The 19,062-nt window shown below is 43.1% G+C and carries 21 protein-coding genes, 1 pseudogene and 1 riboswitch; of the genes and pseudogenes, 19 read left to right on the top strand and 3 right to left on the bottom strand.

All coding sequences use genetic code 11. The features are described 5' to 3' along the window. Nucleotides 1-149: 149 nt before the first annotated feature. Nucleotides 150-1,469, top strand: coding sequence for a diaminopimelate decarboxylase (gene lysA / locus B9L23_RS13880; RefSeq protein ID WP_089097883.1), 1,320 nt, complete (start codon nt 150-152; stop codon nt 1,467-1,469). A 45-nt stretch (nt 1,470-1,514) separates the two neighbouring features. On the opposite strand, the gene B9L23_RS13875 is transcribed toward lysA, so the two are convergent. Beyond that, nucleotides 1,515-2,396: a DUF1002 domain-containing protein gene (locus B9L23_RS13875; protein ID WP_425439795.1), complete on the bottom strand. Its 882-nt coding sequence runs from the start codon at nt 2,394-2,396 to the stop codon at nt 1,515-1,517. A 135-nt stretch (nt 2,397-2,531) separates the two neighbouring features. On the opposite strand from B9L23_RS13875, the gene B9L23_RS13870 reads away from it, so the two are divergent. The 6 genes from B9L23_RS13870 (at nt 2,532) to B9L23_RS13845 (ending at nt 7,720) form a co-directional block, all read left to right on the top strand. Further along, nucleotides 2,532-2,972, top strand: a complete 441-nt coding sequence (locus B9L23_RS13870; protein WP_062677625.1) for a peptidylprolyl isomerase — start codon at nt 2,532-2,534, stop codon at nt 2,970-2,972. Between the two features lie 264 nt (nt 2,973-3,236). After that, a riboswitch (FMN riboswitch) is annotated at nt 3,237-3,371 on the top strand. Between the two features lie 376 nt (nt 3,372-3,747). Further along, complete coding sequence (ribD, locus tag B9L23_RS13865) at nt 3,748-4,833, top strand: bifunctional diaminohydroxyphosphoribosylaminopyrimidine deaminase/5-amino-6-(5-phosphoribosylamino)uracil reductase RibD (protein ID WP_089097881.1); 1,086 nt, start codon at nt 3,748-3,750, stop codon at nt 4,831-4,833. Nucleotides 4,834-4,848: 15 nt separating this feature from the next. Further along, nucleotides 4,849-5,496, top strand: coding sequence for a riboflavin synthase (gene ribE / locus B9L23_RS13860; RefSeq protein WP_081188210.1), 648 nt, complete (start codon nt 4,849-4,851; stop codon nt 5,494-5,496). Nucleotides 5,497-5,517: 21 nt separating this feature from the next. Continuing rightward, a complete protein-coding gene (locus B9L23_RS13855) occupies nt 5,518-6,711 on the top strand; it encodes a bifunctional 3,4-dihydroxy-2-butanone-4-phosphate synthase/GTP cyclohydrolase II (RefSeq protein ID WP_081188212.1) in 1,194 nt (397 codons plus the stop codon). Nucleotides 6,712-6,784: 73 nt separating this feature from the next. Beyond that, a complete protein-coding gene (ribH, locus tag B9L23_RS13850) occupies nt 6,785-7,249 on the top strand; it encodes a 6,7-dimethyl-8-ribityllumazine synthase (RefSeq protein WP_015864364.1) in 465 nt (154 codons plus the stop codon). A 123-nt stretch (nt 7,250-7,372) separates the two neighbouring features. After that, nucleotides 7,373-7,720: a GNAT family N-acetyltransferase gene (locus B9L23_RS13845; protein WP_062752802.1), complete on the top strand. Its 348-nt coding sequence runs from the start codon at nt 7,373-7,375 to the stop codon at nt 7,718-7,720. 15 nt (nt 7,721-7,735) lie between these two features. Here the strand turns inward: B9L23_RS13845 and B9L23_RS13840 are convergent, their stop codons facing one another. Then, nucleotides 7,736-8,251, bottom strand: a complete 516-nt coding sequence (locus tag B9L23_RS13840; RefSeq protein ID WP_062677628.1) for a DUF309 domain-containing protein — start codon at nt 8,249-8,251, stop codon at nt 7,736-7,738. Between the two features lie 126 nt (nt 8,252-8,377). Here B9L23_RS13840 and B9L23_RS13835 point away from each other — a divergent pair, with 126 nt between their 5' ends. The 4 genes from B9L23_RS13835 (at nt 8,378) to B9L23_RS13820 (ending at nt 10,723) form a co-directional block, all read left to right on the top strand. Continuing rightward, nucleotides 8,378-9,148, top strand: a complete 771-nt coding sequence (locus tag B9L23_RS13835; protein WP_041269704.1) for a segregation/condensation protein A — start codon at nt 8,378-8,380, stop codon at nt 9,146-9,148. Beyond that, nucleotides 9,135-9,725, top strand: coding sequence for an SMC-Scp complex subunit ScpB (gene scpB / locus B9L23_RS13830; protein ID WP_015864360.1), 591 nt, complete (start codon nt 9,135-9,137; stop codon nt 9,723-9,725). Before B9L23_RS13835 ends, scpB begins: the two co-directional genes overlap by 14 nt. A 62-nt stretch (nt 9,726-9,787) precedes the next feature. Then, complete coding sequence (locus B9L23_RS13825) at nt 9,788-10,207, top strand: hypothetical protein (RefSeq protein WP_089097880.1); 420 nt, start codon at nt 9,788-9,790, stop codon at nt 10,205-10,207. A 24-nt stretch (nt 10,208-10,231) separates the two neighbouring features. After that, complete coding sequence (locus B9L23_RS13820) at nt 10,232-10,723, top strand: YpuI family protein (protein ID WP_171699241.1); 492 nt, start codon at nt 10,232-10,234, stop codon at nt 10,721-10,723. A 42-nt stretch (nt 10,724-10,765) separates the two neighbouring features. On the opposite strand, the pseudogene B9L23_RS21170 reads toward B9L23_RS13820, so the two are convergent. Beyond that, nucleotides 10,766-11,032 (bottom strand): annotated as a pseudogene (locus B9L23_RS21170) (DUF2935 domain-containing protein); the annotation flags it as partial. 132 nt (nt 11,033-11,164) lie between these two features. Between B9L23_RS21170 and B9L23_RS13810 the strand changes: the two are divergent. The 8 genes from B9L23_RS13810 to ccsB all read left to right on the top strand — a co-directional run bounded on the left by B9L23_RS13810 (nt 11,165) and on the right by ccsB (nt 19,036). Then, on the top strand, nt 11,165-12,211 hold the full coding sequence (locus B9L23_RS13810; protein WP_089097879.1) for a superoxide dismutase: 1,047 nt from the start codon (nt 11,165-11,167) through the stop codon (nt 12,209-12,211). 201 nt (nt 12,212-12,412) lie between these two features. Continuing rightward, on the top strand, nt 12,413-13,558 hold the full coding sequence (locus B9L23_RS13805; protein WP_081188220.1) for a D-alanyl-D-alanine carboxypeptidase family protein: 1,146 nt from the start codon (nt 12,413-12,415) through the stop codon (nt 13,556-13,558). Further along, on the top strand, nt 13,551-14,147 hold the full coding sequence (locus B9L23_RS13800; RefSeq protein WP_089097878.1) for a nucleoside recognition domain-containing protein: 597 nt from the start codon (nt 13,551-13,553) through the stop codon (nt 14,145-14,147). Before B9L23_RS13805 ends, B9L23_RS13800 begins: the two co-directional genes overlap by 8 nt. Next, nucleotides 14,147-14,680 (top strand): spore maturation protein, encoded by a 534-nt coding sequence (locus B9L23_RS13795; RefSeq protein ID WP_015864354.1) that lies wholly within the window; start codon nt 14,147-14,149, stop codon nt 14,678-14,680. The genes B9L23_RS13800 and B9L23_RS13795 overlap by 1 nt, the downstream gene beginning before the upstream one ends. A 152-nt stretch (nt 14,681-14,832) precedes the next feature. After that, entirely contained in the window at nt 14,833-15,564 is a 732-nt protein-coding gene (gene rluB / locus B9L23_RS13790; RefSeq protein WP_062677609.1) for a 23S rRNA pseudouridine(2605) synthase RluB, read from the top strand. A gap of 102 nt (nt 15,565-15,666) precedes the next feature. Next, a complete protein-coding gene (gene resA / locus B9L23_RS13785) occupies nt 15,667-16,191 on the top strand; it encodes a thiol-disulfide oxidoreductase ResA (protein WP_015864352.1) in 525 nt (174 codons plus the stop codon). A gap of 12 nt (nt 16,192-16,203) precedes the next feature. After that, nucleotides 16,204-17,865: a cytochrome c biogenesis protein ResB gene (resB, locus tag B9L23_RS13780; RefSeq protein WP_015864351.1), complete on the top strand. Its 1,662-nt coding sequence runs from the start codon at nt 16,204-16,206 to the stop codon at nt 17,863-17,865. Continuing rightward, nucleotides 17,849-19,036 (top strand): c-type cytochrome biogenesis protein CcsB, encoded by a 1,188-nt coding sequence (gene ccsB / locus B9L23_RS13775; RefSeq protein ID WP_081188226.1) that lies wholly within the window; start codon nt 17,849-17,851, stop codon nt 19,034-19,036. Before resB ends, ccsB begins: the two co-directional genes overlap by 17 nt. The last annotated feature ends 26 nt before the right edge of the window (nt 19,037-19,062 follow it).

Here is a 19,062-nt window from a genome sequence, read left to right as displayed (position 1 = left end):
TGCAACTTTTTTATAATTATGATACTTTATACGTAATCTTTTTTCTTCAAAAGACAGTTATACCTCATGCTAACTGTCTTTTTTTGCTTTCTGCATGCATAAATTAATGCGGTTTGATAATTTTTATTTTGCGGGAATGAGGGGTTCGTATGTTTTTTCATGGGACAAGCCGTGTCAATGACAAGGGGCATTTAGAAATTGGCGGTGTCGATACCGTTGATTTAGCGAAAGAATATGGAACACCATTGTATATTTATGATGTGGCACTCATTCGTGAGCGTGCGCGGGGGTTTAAAGAAGCGTTTCAAAAACATGGCGTCAAAGCACAAGTTGCCTATGCGAGCAAGGCATTTTCTTCCATTGCGATGGTTCAGTTAGCAGAAGAAGAAGGATTATCGTTGGATGTAGTGTCAGGAGGAGAGCTGTATACAGCATTGCAAGCGGGATTTCCGCCAGAACGCATCCATTTTCATGGAAATAATAAAAGTCGCGACGAATTAATGATGGCCCTTGATCATGGAGTCGGATGCATTGTTGTCGATAACTTTTATGAACTGGAATTGTTGGAACAACTAAGCAAGCAGTACGGAAAAAAAACGGCGATTTTACTAAGAGTCACCCCTGGTGTGGAGGCGCATACGCACGATTATATTTTAACCGGTCAGGAAGATTCAAAATTTGGGTTTGATTTGAACAATGGCCAAGCAGATGAAGCGCTGCAAAAAGCGCTATCTTCCCCGCATTTTTCCGTAATGGGAATTCACTGCCATATCGGTTCGCAAATTTTCGAAACGACAGGATTTGTGTTGGCGGCACAAAAAATTTTCCAAAAAATTGGTCAGTGGAAGGAAACGTACGGATTTATTCCAACGGTTGTCAATCTTGGCGGCGGATTTGGCATTCGCTATACGAGTGATGACGACCCGATTCCTGTCTCGGAATACGTCGACCAAATTGTAGAGGAAGTAAAAAAACAAGCAAGCGAAAAAAATATTCCAATGCCAGAAATCTGGATTGAGCCGGGACGCTCCCTTGTCGGTGATGCGGGAACGACGATTTATTCGATCGGTTCGCGCAAAGATGTGCCGAATGTCCGTCATTACGTTGCGGTAGACGGAGGGATGAGCGACAATATCCGCCCGGCGCTATATGATGCGAAGTATGAAGCGGTGTTAGCGAATCGAGTGTTGGACGAAAAAAATGAAATTGTCGCCATCGCCGGGAAGTGTTGTGAATCAGGAGATATGCTTATTTGGGATTTGCCGCTGCCAAAAGCATCCCCTGGCGATTATTTAGCCGTTTTTTGCACTGGGGCGTATGGCTATTCGATGGCGAACAACTATAACCGCATTCCACGTCCAGCTGTCGTGTTTGTGGAAAATGGAGAAGCACAACTCGTTGTTAAACGGGAAACGTATGAAGATTTAGTGCGGCTTGATGTACCGCTTAAAACAAAAGTGAATAAGTAAGTTTGCAAATAAAAAGCGCCCAAAAAACGTTTGGGCGCTTTTTCCTTATTGATTGTTTTGCGGCTCGGAAGAAGTAAACGCTGATTTAATGGCGTTCCAAATTTCTTTTAAAATGTCGATAATGTTTTGAATAAATGTTTTTCCTTCTTCTGATTGAAGGAACGTGGATAATTTATCTTTCGCTTTGCTTAATTGATCATTGACTTGATTCCAATCGATATTAGCGTTTTTCATTTTATTGAATAACGAAATTAAACTGTTTATTTCATCTTCCGTTAACGTAATTCCGAGGTCTTTTGCGATTTTTTCAATAAGCGCGCGCAAATCGGCATCCGTTTGCGGCGGATTATTTGCGATTTCTTCTTTAATTTTCGCAAGAAGGGCAACCGCTTTATCCGTTCCGATAGATTCCCCGAGTTTTGCGGTTTTGACTATTTCCTCCGTAGCCACTTTTTTTACATCCTCAGGAATGACTTGATCGGAAGAGACTTCGTATGCCTTCATTAATCCGGTTAACGCAGCCGTACCGGACACTGCAAACGGAGCGGTGACATAAATTTTCGCATCTTTCACTCCCGCTGTAATCAGGGCGTTTGTGTACATTTCTTCGGTTACCCATGTGATATTATGAGTTTCTACGTCCAACCCAGAGCCTTTCGCACCGATCGTAATCATCGATGAGGAGATTGCTCTCGTTCCGATTTGCGCTTTTGGAATAAGACCATCGAGATATTTATGTTCTTCCGCGTTAGAAACCGTAATGATTTGTGCATTGTCCGGAGCATTCATTTCATTTAAAATTTGTTGCTTTTGCTGTTCGGTTAAATTTTCGCCTAATGTAATAATCACATCGCCTTCTGCCGCATCTGCTGCTGCCATGGCAGGAAATGTAAATAGCAGCGATGCAAGCAGAGATCCTATCAACATTCGTTTCACAATGTCATCCTCCTTCGTAATAATACCCCTTTTCAACATATCCGTAATACATTATATTACTTTTTTTATGTGGACAACAATGATATGATAGTGATGCGCAATCATGAAAAAAGGAGCTGTTTACGTATGGCGAAAAAAGGATATATCTTAATGGAAAATGGGAAAAAAATCGAGTTTGAACTATTTCCAAATGAAGCGCCGATTACGGTAGCAAATTTCGAAAAATTAGCAAATGAAGGATTTTATAACGGTTTGACGTTCCACCGCGTCATTCCTGGTTTTGTCAGCCAAGGAGGGTGCCCGTATGGCAACGGAACGGGGGATGCCGGCTATACGATTCCGTGCGAAACCGATCACAACCCGCATAAACATGTGACCGGTGCGATTTCGATGGCACACCGCGGCCGTGATACAGGAAGCTGCCAATTTTTCATCGTTCATGAACCACAGCCGCACTTAGATGGGGTACACACCGTATTTGGCCAAGTAACATCGGGAATGGATGTTGTAAAATCAATGAAAAACGGCGATGTCATGAAAGAAGTAAAAGTGTTTGATGAGGAATAAGGATGAAAAAGGCTTAACAGTTTCTCTGTTAAGTCTTTTAAATATGTGAAACACCATCTCCGTAAGAGGTGAAAGAATGGAGCGGAAAAAATGGATATTATTTTTTCTTTTATTAGGAGCAAGTTTTGTATGGGGGATTATTTATTGGCTGTTTATCGCGAAATAATAAAAACATCGTTTAAGCCATCCGTTTTTGTTTCACAATCGTAAATGAATGGACAAACCGCTTTTGTGTGATATAATAATAAAAAATTCCATATTGTTCGTATCCTTCGGGGCAGGGTGAAATTCCCGACCGGCGGTGATGAAGTGGTGTCACTTCTCAGCCCGCGAGCCGTATAGGCACGATCCGGTGCAATTCCGGAGCCGACAGTATAGTCTGGATGGGAGAAGGATCACAAGATGCACATGGCCGTACTATATTAGATAAGGAGCGGTTTCGTTTGTCGCAACTCCGCTTTCCAAAATATAGAACGCGATATTTAGCGGGGATAGCTATGTGGAGTAGCGAATAAATGGCGTTTTCGCAATATGTGAGTTATTTTTTCCATATTTCAACAAAGAAAGCTGTCTAAGTTATTTTTTGGATAACGTGTCTTTGTATGAATTGTGGCTAAAAACAGACATATTCTTTCACACAACTGAAAAACTTGCTTCCCCGCTTATATAATGCCGTTTTTTAGTACGCAAAAATGTAATCATTGTGATTCTGCATAATCCTGCCCTAGGACTTTGGACCTAGGGTTTTCTTTATGCCAAAAAAGGAGGCAGCGCCATGCGAAACGATGAACAGTATATGCGCCTAGCAATCGAAATCGCCAAAGCAGGAATTGGACAAACGTCTCCTAATCCGGTTGTCGGCGCTGTTGTGGTGAAAGATGGAGAAATTGTCGGATTTGGCGCCCATTTGAAAGCAGGGGAGCCGCACGCGGAGGTACATGCCATCCGTATGGCGGGAGAAAAAGCGAAAGGATCTACCGTTTATGTAACGCTGGAGCCGTGCAGTCATTATGGGAAAACGCCCCCTTGCGCCGATTTATTAGTGGAAACAGGTGTTCAACGCGTTGTCATTGCGACGACAGATCCGAACCCGCTCGTAGCCGGTAAAGGCATCGAAAAACTAAGAAGTGCGGGAATTGACGTGAAGCTTGGGGTGCTGAAAGAGGAAGCGGATGAGTTAAACCGCGTGTTTTTCCACTACATTGCGACAAAAATGCCGTTTGTGACGCTAAAATATGCAAGCAGTCTTGATGGAAAAATTGCAACGACAACCGGAGAAAGCAAATGGATTACATCCGAAGCGGCCCGGGAAGATGTGCATCGCTATCGGGCGGTGCATGATGCGATTCTTGTTGGGGTAAACACCGTTATTGCGGATAATCCAAGTTTAACCGTAAGGCTTCCCGAAGGTGGAAAAAATCCGATACGCATCGTTTTAGATACGCATTTGCGCACGCCGCTTGATGCAAACATTCTCAATGATGGCCAAGCAGAAACGTGGATTGTTGTCGGCAGTGAAATCAGCGTTGAAAAAAGGAAGCGGTATGAGAAAGAAAATGTACAAATTATTTCCATGAAAAAGCCGCATATTGATATAGATGAATTGCTGCGCGTACTTGGTGAGAAACGAATTACTTCCCTTTTTGTTGAAGGCGGATCACACGTGCATGATAGTTTCGTGCGCGCCAAGGCAGTTAATGAAATCGTCGCATACTTTGCTCCGAAGATCATTGGCGGAAAACAAGCGCCAACGCCAATAGGGGGAATTGGTTTTGCCGGCATGGCTGACGTTATGCAGCTAGAAATTCGGCGAGTAGAGACGATCGGGCCAGATATAAAAATCGTCGCAATACCAAAATAAAAGGGTGAGTACACGATGTTTACAGGAATTATTGAGGAAGTCGGTACGATCGAGCAAATGAGACAGTCAGGCGAAGCGATTGTGATGACGATTGGAGCAAAAAAAGTTTTAGAAGACGTTCATCTTGGGGACAGCATCGCGGTCAACGGAGTTTGTTTGACCGTAACGTCGTTTACGGACCGATCGTTTACCGTTGATGTGATGCCGGAAACGGTAAGAGCCACATCGCTGCGCACGTTAACAAAAGGTTCGAAAGTGAATTTAGAACGGGCGATGGCAGCAAACGGCCGTTTTGGCGGTCACTTCGTTTCCGGACATGTCGACGGCATCGGTGAAATCATTCGTAAATGGCCATCGGCGAATGCGGTGTATTATGAAATTAAAATCCCGCAGGAATTGCGGAAATATATGATTTTAAAAGGGTCTGTCGCTGTCGATGGAACGAGTTTAACGATCTTCGGACTCACCGATGACACGTTTACGATTTCACTCATTCCGCATACGCGCACGGAAACGATTTTAGGCGATAAACATCCAGGAGATATTGTCAATATCGAATGTGATGTCATCGGAAAATATGTTGCCCAGTTCATGGAAGGAAAAAAAGAAGAACCGAAGTCGGCGATTACGCTTGAATTTTTAGAACGGCACGGTTTTAAGTAAGCAATAAAGGAGGAGCTGACGATGTTTGACACGATCGAAGAAGCGATTTATGAATTGATGCAAGGGAAAGTCATTATTGTATGTGATGACGAGGATCGTGAAAACGAAGGAGATTTTGTCGCATTGGCGGAAAAAGCGACCCCAGAAGTGATTAATTTTATGATTAAATACGGCCGCGGCCTTGTTTGCGTTCCGATTACGGAAGAATTAGCCGATAAGCTTGATTTAGCCCCAATGGTCAATCATAATACGGATTCTCATGGCACTGCTTTTACGGTTAGCATTGATTATAAATCAACGACAACAGGCATTAGCGCTTATGAACGTTCGATGACGATTCAAGCGCTGTTAGATCCCAATGCGAAAGCGAGCGATTTTAAACGTCCTGGGCACGTTTTTCCACTTGTGGCGAAAAAAGGAGGCGTATTGCGGCGCGCCGGCCATACGGAAGCGGCGGTCGATTTAGCGCGATTATGTGGCGCAAAGCCGGCCGGTGTGATTTGCGAAATCATTAAAGAGGATGGCACGATGGCGCGTGTTTCGGATTTAAGAAAAATCGCTGATGAATTTGATTTGAAAATGATCACGATTAAAGATTTAATCGAGTATCGGAGCCGAAAAGAAAAATTAGTGAAACGCGAAGTAGAAGTGATGCTTCCAACAGAGTTTGGCAAGTTTAAAGCAATTGGCTATACAAATATTGTTGATGGAAAAGAGCATGTTGCTTTAGTCAAAGGCGAAATCATTCCAGATGAACCAATCCTTGTTCGGGTTCATTCCGAATGCTTAACAGGCGATGTGTTTGGCTCCTGCCGTTGTGATTGCGGACCGCAGCTTCATGCGGCGCTCCGCCAAATTGAAGAAGAAGGCCGCGGCGTTTTATTATATATGCGTCAAGAAGGCCGCGGCATCGGGTTAATCAACAAATTGCGCGCGTATAAGCTGCAAGAGCAAGGCTATGATACGGTGGAAGCAAATGAAAGGCTTGGATTCCCTGCCGATTTGCGTGACTATGGGATTGGCGCGCAAATTTTAAAAGATCTCGGCGTGACGAAAATGCGACTATTGACAAATAATCCGCGGAAAATCACTGGATTAAAAGGACACGGCCTTGAAGTCGTCGAGCGTGTTCCACTGCAAATGCCGGCGAACAAGGAAAATGAAAAATACTTGCGGACGAAGTATGAAAAATTAGGACATATGTTGCATTTTTAAAAAACATGTTCGCCATTTTTGCTTTTTTGTATTATGATGAATACGGTGGGCGGAAAAGATAGGAGGATTTGCGATGAAAGTAATGGAAGGAAATTTAGTCGGTACAGGATTAAAAATTGCCATTGTCATTTCCCGTTTTAATGAATTTATTACGAGCAAGTTATTATCTGGCGCCATGGATGGCCTCAAACGGCACGGGGTCAATGAAAACGATGTGACAGTAGCATGGGTGCCAGGAGCGTTTGAAATTCCGCTTATAGCGAAAAAATTAGCCGAATCGAGGCAATATGATGCCGTCATTGCGCTTGGCGCGGTCATTCGCGGGGCGACAAGCCATTACGATTACGTATGCAATGAAGTAGCAAAAGGGGTTTCCCACGCAGCTTTATCAACGGGAACACCGGTTATATTTGGAGTATTAACGACAGATACGATTGAGCAAGCGATTGAACGCGCCGGAACGAAGGCGGGAAATAAAGGATGGGAAGCTGCGGTAAGCGCCATTGAGATGGCAAATCTTCTTCGCACGTTTGCTTAATTGGAGTAAAAATGCATGAAAGAGTTCACAATATAACTAAGAACGTTTATAATACGTAATGAGAAAATGACGGAAGCACTTTTCTATTTTGGAAAAGTCTTTGTCGGTAATGAGGGAGTTTTTATGCTGATTCGTTATCGAAAAAACTATGAAAAAATTGCCATGGGTCTTCTGTCGTTCATGCCGACAGAAAAAGACTTAAAAAAACTGCAGCAAACGATCAAACAGTACGAAACAAACGATGATTGGCAACTGTTTTTATGGAAAGAGAACGATGATATTATTGGCATTATCGGAGTGCTGTTGCGAGACGAAGACGTTGTCGAAATTCAACATATTAGTGTAAATCCTTCGCACCGTCATCAAGGTATTGGAAAACAAATGGTAAAGGCGTTAAAGGATATGTATCCTAATCATCGACTGCAGGCAAATGAATTTACCGCGTCTTTTTTGGATAAATGTGAGTTTTAACGAAAGAGCTGCCGTTTAGTGGTTTGGCAGCTCTTTACTCTTTTTCTTTTCCTCTCGTGCCGCGATCACATCTGAGCGATCGCGCAATTTATGTTTGTGAATTAAAAATACATCACTCATATCGCTTGCTTTTCCCCAAGAAAGCCCGCGCTCATCGCATATCGCTTGACACATTTTCCGCAATGTTTCATCGCAAACAGGCAGCTCGATGCTTTTATAAGCCTCGTTTTGTGCTATACGTTCGATATAATGTTCCAGCTGTTTGGCAAGTCGCTGTTCATCTAACCCTAACTCGCGAACCGCTTTTTGTTCTTTTTGTAAAAGTGATAGCGCTTTTCGCATCATACGCAGCGCCCCCTGACCGTTGCCGCGGCGATGATGGTACAGCGCTACGGCAATTTGAATAAGCACGACCCATACTTTTTTGTAGCCGTCTTTTTTCCAATGCTCTTCTAATATTTCATGACATTCAAAATAATCACGGTCTGTATGAAAATGAATTAAATAGCGGATATAAGCGTCAGGATACATCGTTTCACAACCTTTCTATTGTTGTATCCGTATTGTATCAATTGTATCATATTAGACGTGAAAAATTTGCTTGGACAATGTTAGGTGATCGTCTATACTTAACGATAGCGTAATGAAAATGGTGGGATGAACGTGCAATATAATGTGAAAATTGATGCGTTTGAAGGTCCGCTCGACCTTTTGTTGCATTTAATTAATCGTTACGAAATCGATATTTATGATATTCCTGTTGCGCAAATTACCGAGCAATATATGGCATATATTCATGCGATGCAAGAATTGCAGCTGGATATCGCAAGTGAATATTTGGTGATGGCGGCAACGCTTTTGGCGATCAAAAGCAAAATGTTGCTGCCAAAACATGAAGAAGAAATATTGGATGAAGGCGTGGAACTGCCTGAAAGCGATCCGCGTGAAGAATTAATGCAGCGGTTGTTAGAATACAAAAAATTTAAAGAAGCGGCGCAAGCATTGAAAAAGAAGGAAGAAGAGCGAGCGCTTTTATTTACAAAGCCGCCGAGCGATTTAAGTATGTATGCAGACGAAAAAGAAATGATGAAGCGGCCGCTCGATGTAAATGTTTACGATATGCTTGGCGCGCTGTCAAAACTATTGCGCCGCAAAAAATTGCAAAAACCGCTTCACACGAAAGTTACCCGTCAAGACATTTCGATCGAAAAGAGGATGGAGGAAATTTTGGAGGAGCTGAGGCGTACAAAAACGAGAAAAAATTTTTATGATTTATTTCCATATTATGACCGTGGACACATTGTGGTGACATTTTTAGCGATTTTAGAATTAATGAAAAAAAATGCGATTATTATTGAGCAAGAGCGAAATTTTGCCGATATTTTCATCTCTAGCAATGAAAGGATGGAACAACATGGAGATGAATGAATATAAAGCGATTGTCGAAGGACTGCTATTTGCTGCAGGTGATGAGGGATTGTCGCTTCAGCAAATTGCCGCCGTCTTAGAAATTGAAGAAGAACAAGCACAGGCGATCATTCATATGCTGAAAGAGGAGTATGAACAGCAAAAGCGCGGCATTCAGCTTATTGAATTAGCAGGAGTATTTCAACTGGCGACAAAAAAAGAACATGCCCCATATTTAAAAAAGCTTGTTGAATCGCCAAGTTCGACTTCGTTGTCGCAAGCGGCGTTAGAAACATTGGCGATTATCGCTTACCGCCAACCGATTACAAGAGCGGAAATTGAAGAAATTCGAGGGGTGAAAAGCGATAAACCGATACAAACGCTAATTGCCAAAGCGCTTATAAAGGAAGTCGGGCGTGCGGAAGGAACGGGGCGCCCGATTTTATATGGCACGACGAAGGAGTTTCTTGACTACTTCGGTTTGAAAACGTTGGAGGAACTGCCTCCGCTTCCGGAATTACAGGGAGATGATGAGGTGGAGAAAGAAGCTGATTTGTTTTTCGAAAAATTTGAAGAAAATTTTAACGAATCAACATGAGTATGATAAGATAGGAATAACTTTATATTTTCGTTTTTTGGCATGATAAGGGGGCTTGTTGTATGTGGATTTGCCGCTTGCAAGGATATGAGCTGGAAAAATCGAAGCCGAATACGTTTGAAGATTATTTCAGCCGCTCGGAAGTAACGTTTCGCGAAGATGGGGTTGAAAAAACGCTTCACGTTCTATATTTGCGCTATTTTGAGGAATCTATTTCATCGTTTACGCCGTATGAACAAAATCCGATTTTTACTGTTTTAGGGCGTGACGTCTATTTCCGCGATATCGTTGCTTTCGTATGTTTATTGCAAAATCCGGCTTTCCGGCACCGTAAGCGAGTATATATTAATGAGAAAGAAGAATTTCGCCGCTATTTTGCGCATATGGAATTTACGAAGCTTCCAGACATATTTGCATCATTGCAGACAAATGGCGAATATCATTTAACGTCACCGCTTCTTTTTATTCGCCAGCCATCTTAAAACCGATATGGGGGTCTTGTGAATATGGGGAACTCAATGGTTTTGAATCAAACGAAACAAGTAGAAGCCTTTTTGCAAAAAACCGTTCAGACGATTTCCAATTATTTAAATGAAATAACATTGACCAAACTATTGGCGGAACAAGAAGGAGGCGACAAAGCCTACTATGAATTATTGCTTTCGAATTTACGCCGCCTCGTTGTATATTGCGAGGAGGGGCTTGAGGCGTGCCGTATCATATTAAATGATGAACCATTTCGTAAAGCGGCGGCGGAAAAAACATTGTATCGTGTCTATCATCTATGTATTGCCGAATATTTTACGCCAAAAAGCGATGCGTGGTATGAAGATAGCCGTTCCGCTTATACGGGACGCAACTCGATTAAGTTTCGTCAAACCCCTCCGCCTTCGTTGAAAGCTTTGTTGTTATCGCTTGAAAGCGAGTTTCAGACAATTCGTGAAGAGCTGGAATTTTATGAAACGGATTATCGGACGAAAATGATACAATCCAATTGAACGCAAGCTGTCCCACATCTGGGGCAGCTTTTTTGATGTTCATCATTCTGTCCTTGGTTTTGTCGGGTCACAGGCAGGCGGTTTTACTTCATACGTCGTTTCAGCTAGTTTTTGCAAATAATAACATTCTTCTCGTGCCATATGGTTCGCCATAAGCGGCGTCAGGACGCCAAGCACTTCTTTGTTTAGCTCCATTTCTTCCAATTCGCGCAAAAAACATTGAAAAATAACCATTTCTAATTGAATGCCCCGGTGAAAGCGATGTAAAGCAGGGAAATCGTATACGTTTGTTCGTAAATATTGTTCCAATGTGTTTTTCACTTGTTCCTCATCTCGATTTATATGTATGAGTACTAAGGAAAATGGGTGAATGCGGACAAGAACGAGTTTTAGGTAGTGGGCATACGATATGGTGATAAAAATTAAGGGAGGTTTTTCAAGATGAATGAACAAGAACGAATTCAACAATATGTGGCGGAAGTAAAAGAATGGGGAAAACAAGTCGAGCAAATTTTGCTTCAGCGGGGGGAGGACGGCGGCGATTGCCGCGTTGATTCATTGCTTTCCTACATCGAACATCATGGCGACGCATGGACAGAGGACGCCATTTATGAACTTCAGCGCATGGTGGACGAAGTATATGAAAAAGCGCTGGTGTTTCAGCAAAATGGACAGTCGGCCATCAGACAGGAGGAAAGCGGAATAGAAGAAAGACAACAAACGTCCATCGGACAGGAGGAAAACGGGATAGAAGAAAGACAGCAAACGGTCGTCAGACAGGGGGAAAGCGGGACAGAAGAAAGACAACAAGCGGCCAGCGAACAGGAAGAAGAAAGCGAGGCAGAAGAAAGACAACAAACATATGTGGCAGCAGGAAGACACGTCCTTCCGCCGCTTCCATACAGCTACGATGCGCTTGAGCCGCATATTTCCAGAGAAATTATGCGGCTGCATCATACAAAGCACCATCAAAGCTATGTGGACGGCTTAAATAAAGCGGAAAAAATGATGAAAAAAGCGCGCGAAACAAATGACTATGAACTGTTGAAGCATTGGGAGCGGGAAGCGGCGTTCCACGGTTCTGGACATTATTTGCACACGATTTTTTGGAATAATATGCATCCAAAAGGCGGCGGCCAACCGCGCGGTGAGTTGCTAGAACAAATAAAACGAGATTTTGGAAGTTTTGAAAGATTTAAGCGTCATTTTACCGAGGCGGCAAAAAGCGTCGAAGGAGTCGGCTGGGCGCTGCTCGTTTGGTCGCCGCGGTCGCACCGCTTAGAAATTTTACAGACGGAAAAGCATCAATTCATGACGCAATGGGATACGATTCCGCTTCTTGTGATAGACGTTTGGGAGCATGCCTATTATTTACAATATAAAAACGACCGTGCAGCATATATTAACAGCTGGTGGAATGTTGTTCATTGGCGCGATGTGGAAGAACGGTTTGAGCAGGCAAGAAAATTGCGCTGGAAACCGTTTTAATGAAAGGCGAAGGGGCATCCTTCGTCTTTCTTGCGTTAGCGTCATCTACAAGCGAAAGCTATCATGTTTTTCGTTCGTTAACAAGGCGGATTTGTACACTTGCAAATGACGTTTGTGCTGATGAACTTGTACATTTTACAATCATATCTATATTTTTTTGCGCATACACTTGTACAAAACAGCAAAAGGGATGGGGATTACATGAAGATACGGAAACAAATTGCACTGTTCATCGCAGCGGTGATGATGCTTTTTTCATGTATTCCGGATCGGGCAAAGGCAATGAACGGAGTCAGTGCGCAAAGCGCCATTTTGATGGAGCAGAATTCCGGACGCATATTATTTGAAAAAGACTCGCATACGAAGCGGCGCATTGCAAGCATTACCAAAATTATGACGGTGATTTTAGCGATCGAATCAGGCAAAATGGATGACACGGTAACGGTAAGCGCCCGCGCTGTTCATACAGAAGGGTCGTCGATTTATTTAAAGGAAGGAGAAAAAATAAAGCTTCGCGATCTTGTCTATGGGACGATGCTGCGTTCCGGAAATGACGCGGCGGTGGCGATTGCCGAACATGTGGGTGGCAGCGTGGAAGGCTTTGTTTTTTTAATGAACCAAAAAGCAGCGGAAATCGGCATGCGCAATACCCATTTTGCCAATCCACACGGATTAGACGATTCGGAAAATCACTATTCCACTGCCTATGACATGGCGCTTCTTATGCAGTATGCGATGAAAAATAAGGAGTTTCGCAAAATTTCCGGAACAGAAGTATACCGGGCTCCTGCTTCTCCCGGAGAAGATTGGGATCGGGTATGGAGGAATAAAAATAAGCTGCTCACTAGTTTGTATGAGTATTGCACCGGAGGAAAAACCGGCTATACAAAACGGGCAAAGCGAACGCTTGTGACTACCGCTTCCAAAGGCGGAATGGATTTAATTGCGGTAACATTGGATGCACCGGATGATTGGAATGACCATATTGCCATGTATGAATATGGCTTTGGCCATTATATGATTGCAAAAGTAAACCGAAAACGAATGGTGAAAAAAATTCGTGATTCCTTTTACAGAAAAAACATACAAGCAAGCCGTGATTTGCGATATCCTGTGACGGAAGAAGAAATCAAAGAACTGCACGTAAAAATTTATCTTCTTCGTCCGAAAAAAGATTGGAAGAAAGACGAAAGGGGCATTCCGACCGTCGTTGGGAAAGCGGTGCTGTATTTAGGGGATCAAGCGGTGGATGAAGTTCCGCTTTTGTATAAAAAGAGCGTAAGCAAGGAAACGAACCATTCCATTTGGAACGCATTTCATTTTTTAGGTGTGGGAAGCGATGGTTAATCTTATTTGGGTAGCGATGGCCATTATTGGAATTGTTTTTGCGATGATAAACGGTACGATGAATGAAGTGAATGAAGCGATTTTTAAAAGCGCGAAAGAAGCGGTCACAATCAGCATCGGCATGATCAGCATATTAGTGTTTTGGCTTGGATTAATGAAAATTGCCGAGGAAGCCGGTCTTCTTGAGAGGCTTGCTGCTTTTTTCAAACCGCTTGTCCGCCGTTTGTTTCCGGAAGTGCCAGCAAACCATCCAGCGCTTGGCTATATCGTCTCCAACATGATTGCCAATATGTTCGGGCTTGGCAACGCCGCCACTCCAATGGGGATTAAGGCGATGGAAGAATTGAAAAAGCTCAATGGCCATAAAGACGAAGCAAGTCGTTCGATGGTAACGTTTTTAGCAATTAACACATCAAGCATCACCCTTATTCCAGCGACGGTCATTTCGATTCGCATGACATATGATTCGGCATCGCCTGGAGAAATTATTGGGACTACGCTCGTCGCTTCAACCATTTCGACGGTTGGCGCGGTTTTCATCGACCGTTATTATTATTGGAAACGCATGCGGAAAGGCGGGAAGCGGTAATGGCGTTCATCCAACTCCTTTCTACTTGGCTTATTCCAGTAACCATTGCGTTTATTCTTTTATACGGAACCGTAAAAAAAGTGCCAACTTATGAAGCGTTTGTCGAAGGCGGAAAAGAAGGGATACAGATTGCCTTTTCGCTTATTCCGTATTTAGTCGGCATGCTTGTTTCGATTGCCATTTTCCGCGCGTCTGGCGCGCTTGATTATATGATGAACGGGATTAAACCGCTTGCTGATGCGATCGGTCTTCCGGCTGAAGTGGTGCCGCTGGCGATGATTCGCACCATTTCCGGCACCGCTGCGCTTGGGATGACAACCGATTTAATTGCTACATATGGTCCCGATTCGTTTATTGGCAGGCTTGCATCCACCATACAAGGAAGCACGGAAACAACGTTGTATGTTTTAACCGTTTATTTTGGCGCCGTCGGCATTAAAAAGATGGGAGATGCGCTCAAAGTAGGGATTTTAGCAGATATTCTCAGCTTTATCGTTTCCTTTTTTATTGTGCTGTTTGTCTTTGGAAGATAGCTCGCCTATGATTAGGCGGCTTTTTTTTGTCGTTTTCTATCGATATAACTTTTGTATTTGTCGAAAAAGGGCGAGTATGATAAAAATAGTGAGAGAGCATGCTTGTATCTTTTGGATCGAAAGAGTAAGATGATGAAAGAGGTGAAACAGTGATGGAACGATTGCAAAAAGTTATTGCTCATGCAGGCATCGCATCAAGACGAAAAGCAGAACAACTCATATTGCAAGGAAAAGTAAAGGTAAACGGGAAAGTCGTTACCGAGCTTGGCGTGAAAGTAGGTCCTCAGGATAAAGTGGAAGTAGATGGGATACCGGTAGAAAGAGAGGAGCCAGTATATTATCTTTTTTATAAACCGCGCGGGGTCATTTCAAGCGTAAAAGACGATAAAGGCAGGAAAGTCGTAACCGATTTTTTTAAAGATGTTGATAAACGCATTTACCCGATTGGCCGTCTCGATTATGATACGTCCGGAATTCTTTTGCTTACGAACGATGGGGATTTTGCCAATTTATTAATGCATCCTCGTTACGAAATCGAGAAAGTATATATCGCAAAAGTGAAAGGGATTCCGACACGGGAGCAATTAAAACAGCTTGAAAAAGGAATTATGCTCGAAGATGGCATGACGGCGCCGGCAAAAGTAAAACTGCTTTCTCACAATAAACAAAAACAAACAGCCATTATTGAAATTCGCATCCATGAGGGACGGAATCGCCAAGTGCGCCGAATGTTTGAAGCAATTGGATGCAAAGTGATGAAACTAAAGCGAGAGCGATACGCTTTTCTCGATTTAAAAGGGTTAAACCCTGGTGAATATCGTAAACTTACACCGCATGAAGTAAAGCAGCTGCGCGCGCTTGCGTTGTCAGGCGGTGGAAAATAACCGTTTACATTGTCACATAAATTTCATATAATATGAATTTTCACTATAAATAACACTGTTATAATGGAAAATGGAATATTATGATTTCGAGGGGTTAGGAATATGAAAAAACAACAACGCCTTATCATGCGAACAATTGTTTTGTTGTTATTATTGGCGGCGGTAGGATATACGATTTATTCCAACTTTTTTACAGAAAAAGAAAGGGTAAAAGTTGGTTCGACGGCGCCGGATTTTGTCTTGACCGATTTAAGCGGAAAAGAACACCGTCTTTCTGATTATCGCGGCAAAGGGGTGTTCTTAAACTTTTGGGGAACGTGGTGTAAGCCGTGCGAAAAGGAAATGCCGTACATCAACAGCCAGTATGGCGTATATAAAAAGCAAGGGGTCGAAGTATTGGCGGTCAACGTTGGCGAGCCGAAGTTGAGCGTGCAAAAATTCGCCGATCGATTTGGTTTGACGTTTCCAATTATGATTGACCGTGAAGATCAAGTCATGAACGCATATGATGTCGATCGATTGCCAGCAACCTTTTTAATCGACAAAAACGGCAAAGTCAAAAAAATCATCACAGGAACAATGACGGAAGAAATGGTAAAGCAGTACATGGAAAGCATTAAACCGTAAGGAGTTTTGCCAATGGAACATGTAAAATGCGAATGCGGTCATGTTAATCCACATGGGACTTTTTTTTGTGAATCATGCGGAAAACCGCTTGAGGAAAATACAGAGAAGCGACTTTTGGACATGCGCTATGAAGGGAGCGCGCGCCGTTCCCAAACATATAATAAGACCATTATCGATAAAATTTGGGCGTTTTTCTCTTCCGTGAAGGTCGGAGTGGCGCTTATTGTTATTACACTCATCGCCTCAGCGATCGGAACGATTTTTCCACAGGAAATGTATATTCCGCCGAATGTTAGCCCTGCTGAATATTATGCCGATCAATACGGATGGGCAGGAAAATTATATTATAAGCTCGGATTTAATAACTTGTATAAGTCATGGTGGTATATGCTTTTAATTGCGTCAATCGGCGTATCGCTCGTCATTTGCAGTTTAGACCGTGTGATTCCTCTTTATCGCGCGTTGAAAAAACAAGGCGTCACAAGACATCCGAACTTTTTGCGGAAGCAGCGGTTATTTAGTGTTTCGAAAGTCGATGATGCCGATGATGTGTTAAAACGCGTGAAAGAAAAATTGGCGCAGCGCCACTACCATATTCGTGAAGAAAACGGCAATATTTTAGCAGAAAAAGGTCGTTTTTCCCGCTGGGGCCCTTATGTCAATCATATCGGATTAATTATTTTCTTAATTGGAGCGATGCTTCGCTTTGTTCCGGGAATGTATGTCGATGAGGTGCTGTGGATTCGCGAAGGAGAAACAAAAGAGATTCCCGGTACACAAGGAAAATATTTTTTAAAGAGCGAAAAGTTTATTTATGAGACATATGAAAAAGGAAAAGAAAATGAAGTGTTTAATGCGGCGATTGATCGCGTCGGCAACGGCACGGTAGCAAAAAATTACCAAACGAACGTTGTACTCTACAAACGTGTCGGTCCTATTGTCGCCGGTGAAGAACCGAAGCTACAAAAAATAAAAGAGTATAAGATACGTGTCAACGAACCGTTGAAATATGATCATTACGCGCTATATCAAGTCGATTTTAAACAAAACGAGCCGTATAAAATGGCGTTTCAATTAATGGATAAAACGTCGGGAAAATCGTTTGGCACTGTCGTTATTGATTTGCACAATCCGAAATCTTCCTACGATCTTGGCAACGGTTATCGGGTAGAACTATTAAGCTATTTCCCTGATTTTTATTTTGATGAGGAAGGGAATCCGGCTACAAAATCAAAAATTCCAAACAATCCGGCGTTCGTGTTTAAAATGTTTACCCCTGATAAGCCGAAAGGGGAAGTAAGCTTTGTGGCCATTCAGCAAACGATTGAACCGTTTGGGGATAACAAGTATAAAATGAAGTTTGCTGGATTAGAGACGAGAAACGTATCAGGACTTACTGTGCGCCGCGACTTTACGCTTTGGATTTTAGGCGTTGGCGGAGCGATCTTTATGATTGGTCTCATCCAAGGAATGTATTGGAACCATCGCCGCATCTGGCTGCAGCGCGTCAATGGCGAAGTATGGCTTGCTGCGCATACGAATAAAAACTGGTTTGGTTTAAAAAATGAAATTCGCCGCATCCTTGACGGAACCGGATTAGCGATGCCGGTCGATCAGGCGGATGAGGAGACAAAAGCGGGACAAGGAGGGCAAATGCATGGCGCAGCTCAGTAGCACGTTACTATATATTGCTTTTATTCTTTACTTAATTGGAACGTTTTTTTTCGGCGGCGCGATTCGCGATAAAAGAAAGGAACGAACGGGAAAAAATCGCTGGTCACAACTTGGAATTATCACGACGATTATCGGTTTTCTGTCTCAATTAGGCTACTTTATTACACGGTGGATTGCAGCGGGACATGCCCCGGTCAGCAATTTGTTTGAGTTTACTACCTTTTTTGGAATGATGATTGTCGCCGCCTTTATCATTATTTATTTTATTTATAAAATAAGCATTCTCGGCTTATTCGCACTGCCAGTCGCCTTATTGGTGATCGCTTACGCCAGCATGTTTCCGCGCGAAATTACGCCGCTGATTCCTGCATTGCAAAGCGACTGGCTACATATCCATGTGACCACTGCCGCGGCGGGAGAAGCAATTTTGGCTGTTAGCTTTGTTGCCGGTCTCATTTATTTAATCCGTGTCGTGGACCAGTCCAAGCCAAGCAAGCGAACATTTTGGCTGGAAGTCGTCATGTTCTGCTTAATTACGACGCTCGGCTTTGTGCTTGTATCAACAGCATTCAGCCTTGCGGACTATGAAGCAAAATTTACATGGATCGATAAAAACAAGCAACAGGCGGAAGTCGTTTATCATATGCCTGCATTAGTCGGGCCGCATGAAGGAAAGCTAGTGAAAGAAAGCGCCGATCGTTTTGAGCCGCTTGTTTATATGCCGGCAATTATCAATGCGAAAAAATTAAATACGGTGATTTGGTCGCTAATCGGGGGCGCGATTTTATATGCATTGCTCCGTCTCGTGCTGCGGAAGCGGATCGCCGCTGCCTTGCAGCCGCTTGTCAAAAACGTAAACTTAGATTTAACGGATGAAATCAGTTATCGCGCTGTCGCCATCGGGTTTCCGGTATTTACACTTGGAGCGCTCATTTTTGCGATGATCTGGGCGCAAATTGCGTGGACTCGATTTTGGGGCTGGGACCCGAAAGAAGTATGGGCGCTCATTACATGGTTATTTTACGCCGCGTTTTTGCACCTTCGTTTGTCAAAAGGATGGCACGGTGAAAAATCGGCATGGCTTGCGGTCATTGGTTTTGCGATCATTATGTTTAATTTAGTCGCAGTTAACTTAGTGATTGCCGGGCTGCATTCATACGCCGGAACATGACAACATGACTGGAATAAAAGGATGCC

The organism is Parageobacillus galactosidasius (genome assembly GCF_002217735.1).
Lineage (GTDB): Bacteria > Bacillota > Bacilli > Bacillales > Anoxybacillaceae > Parageobacillus_B > Parageobacillus_B toebii.
This window is presented reverse-complemented; position numbering and strand designations above follow the sequence as displayed.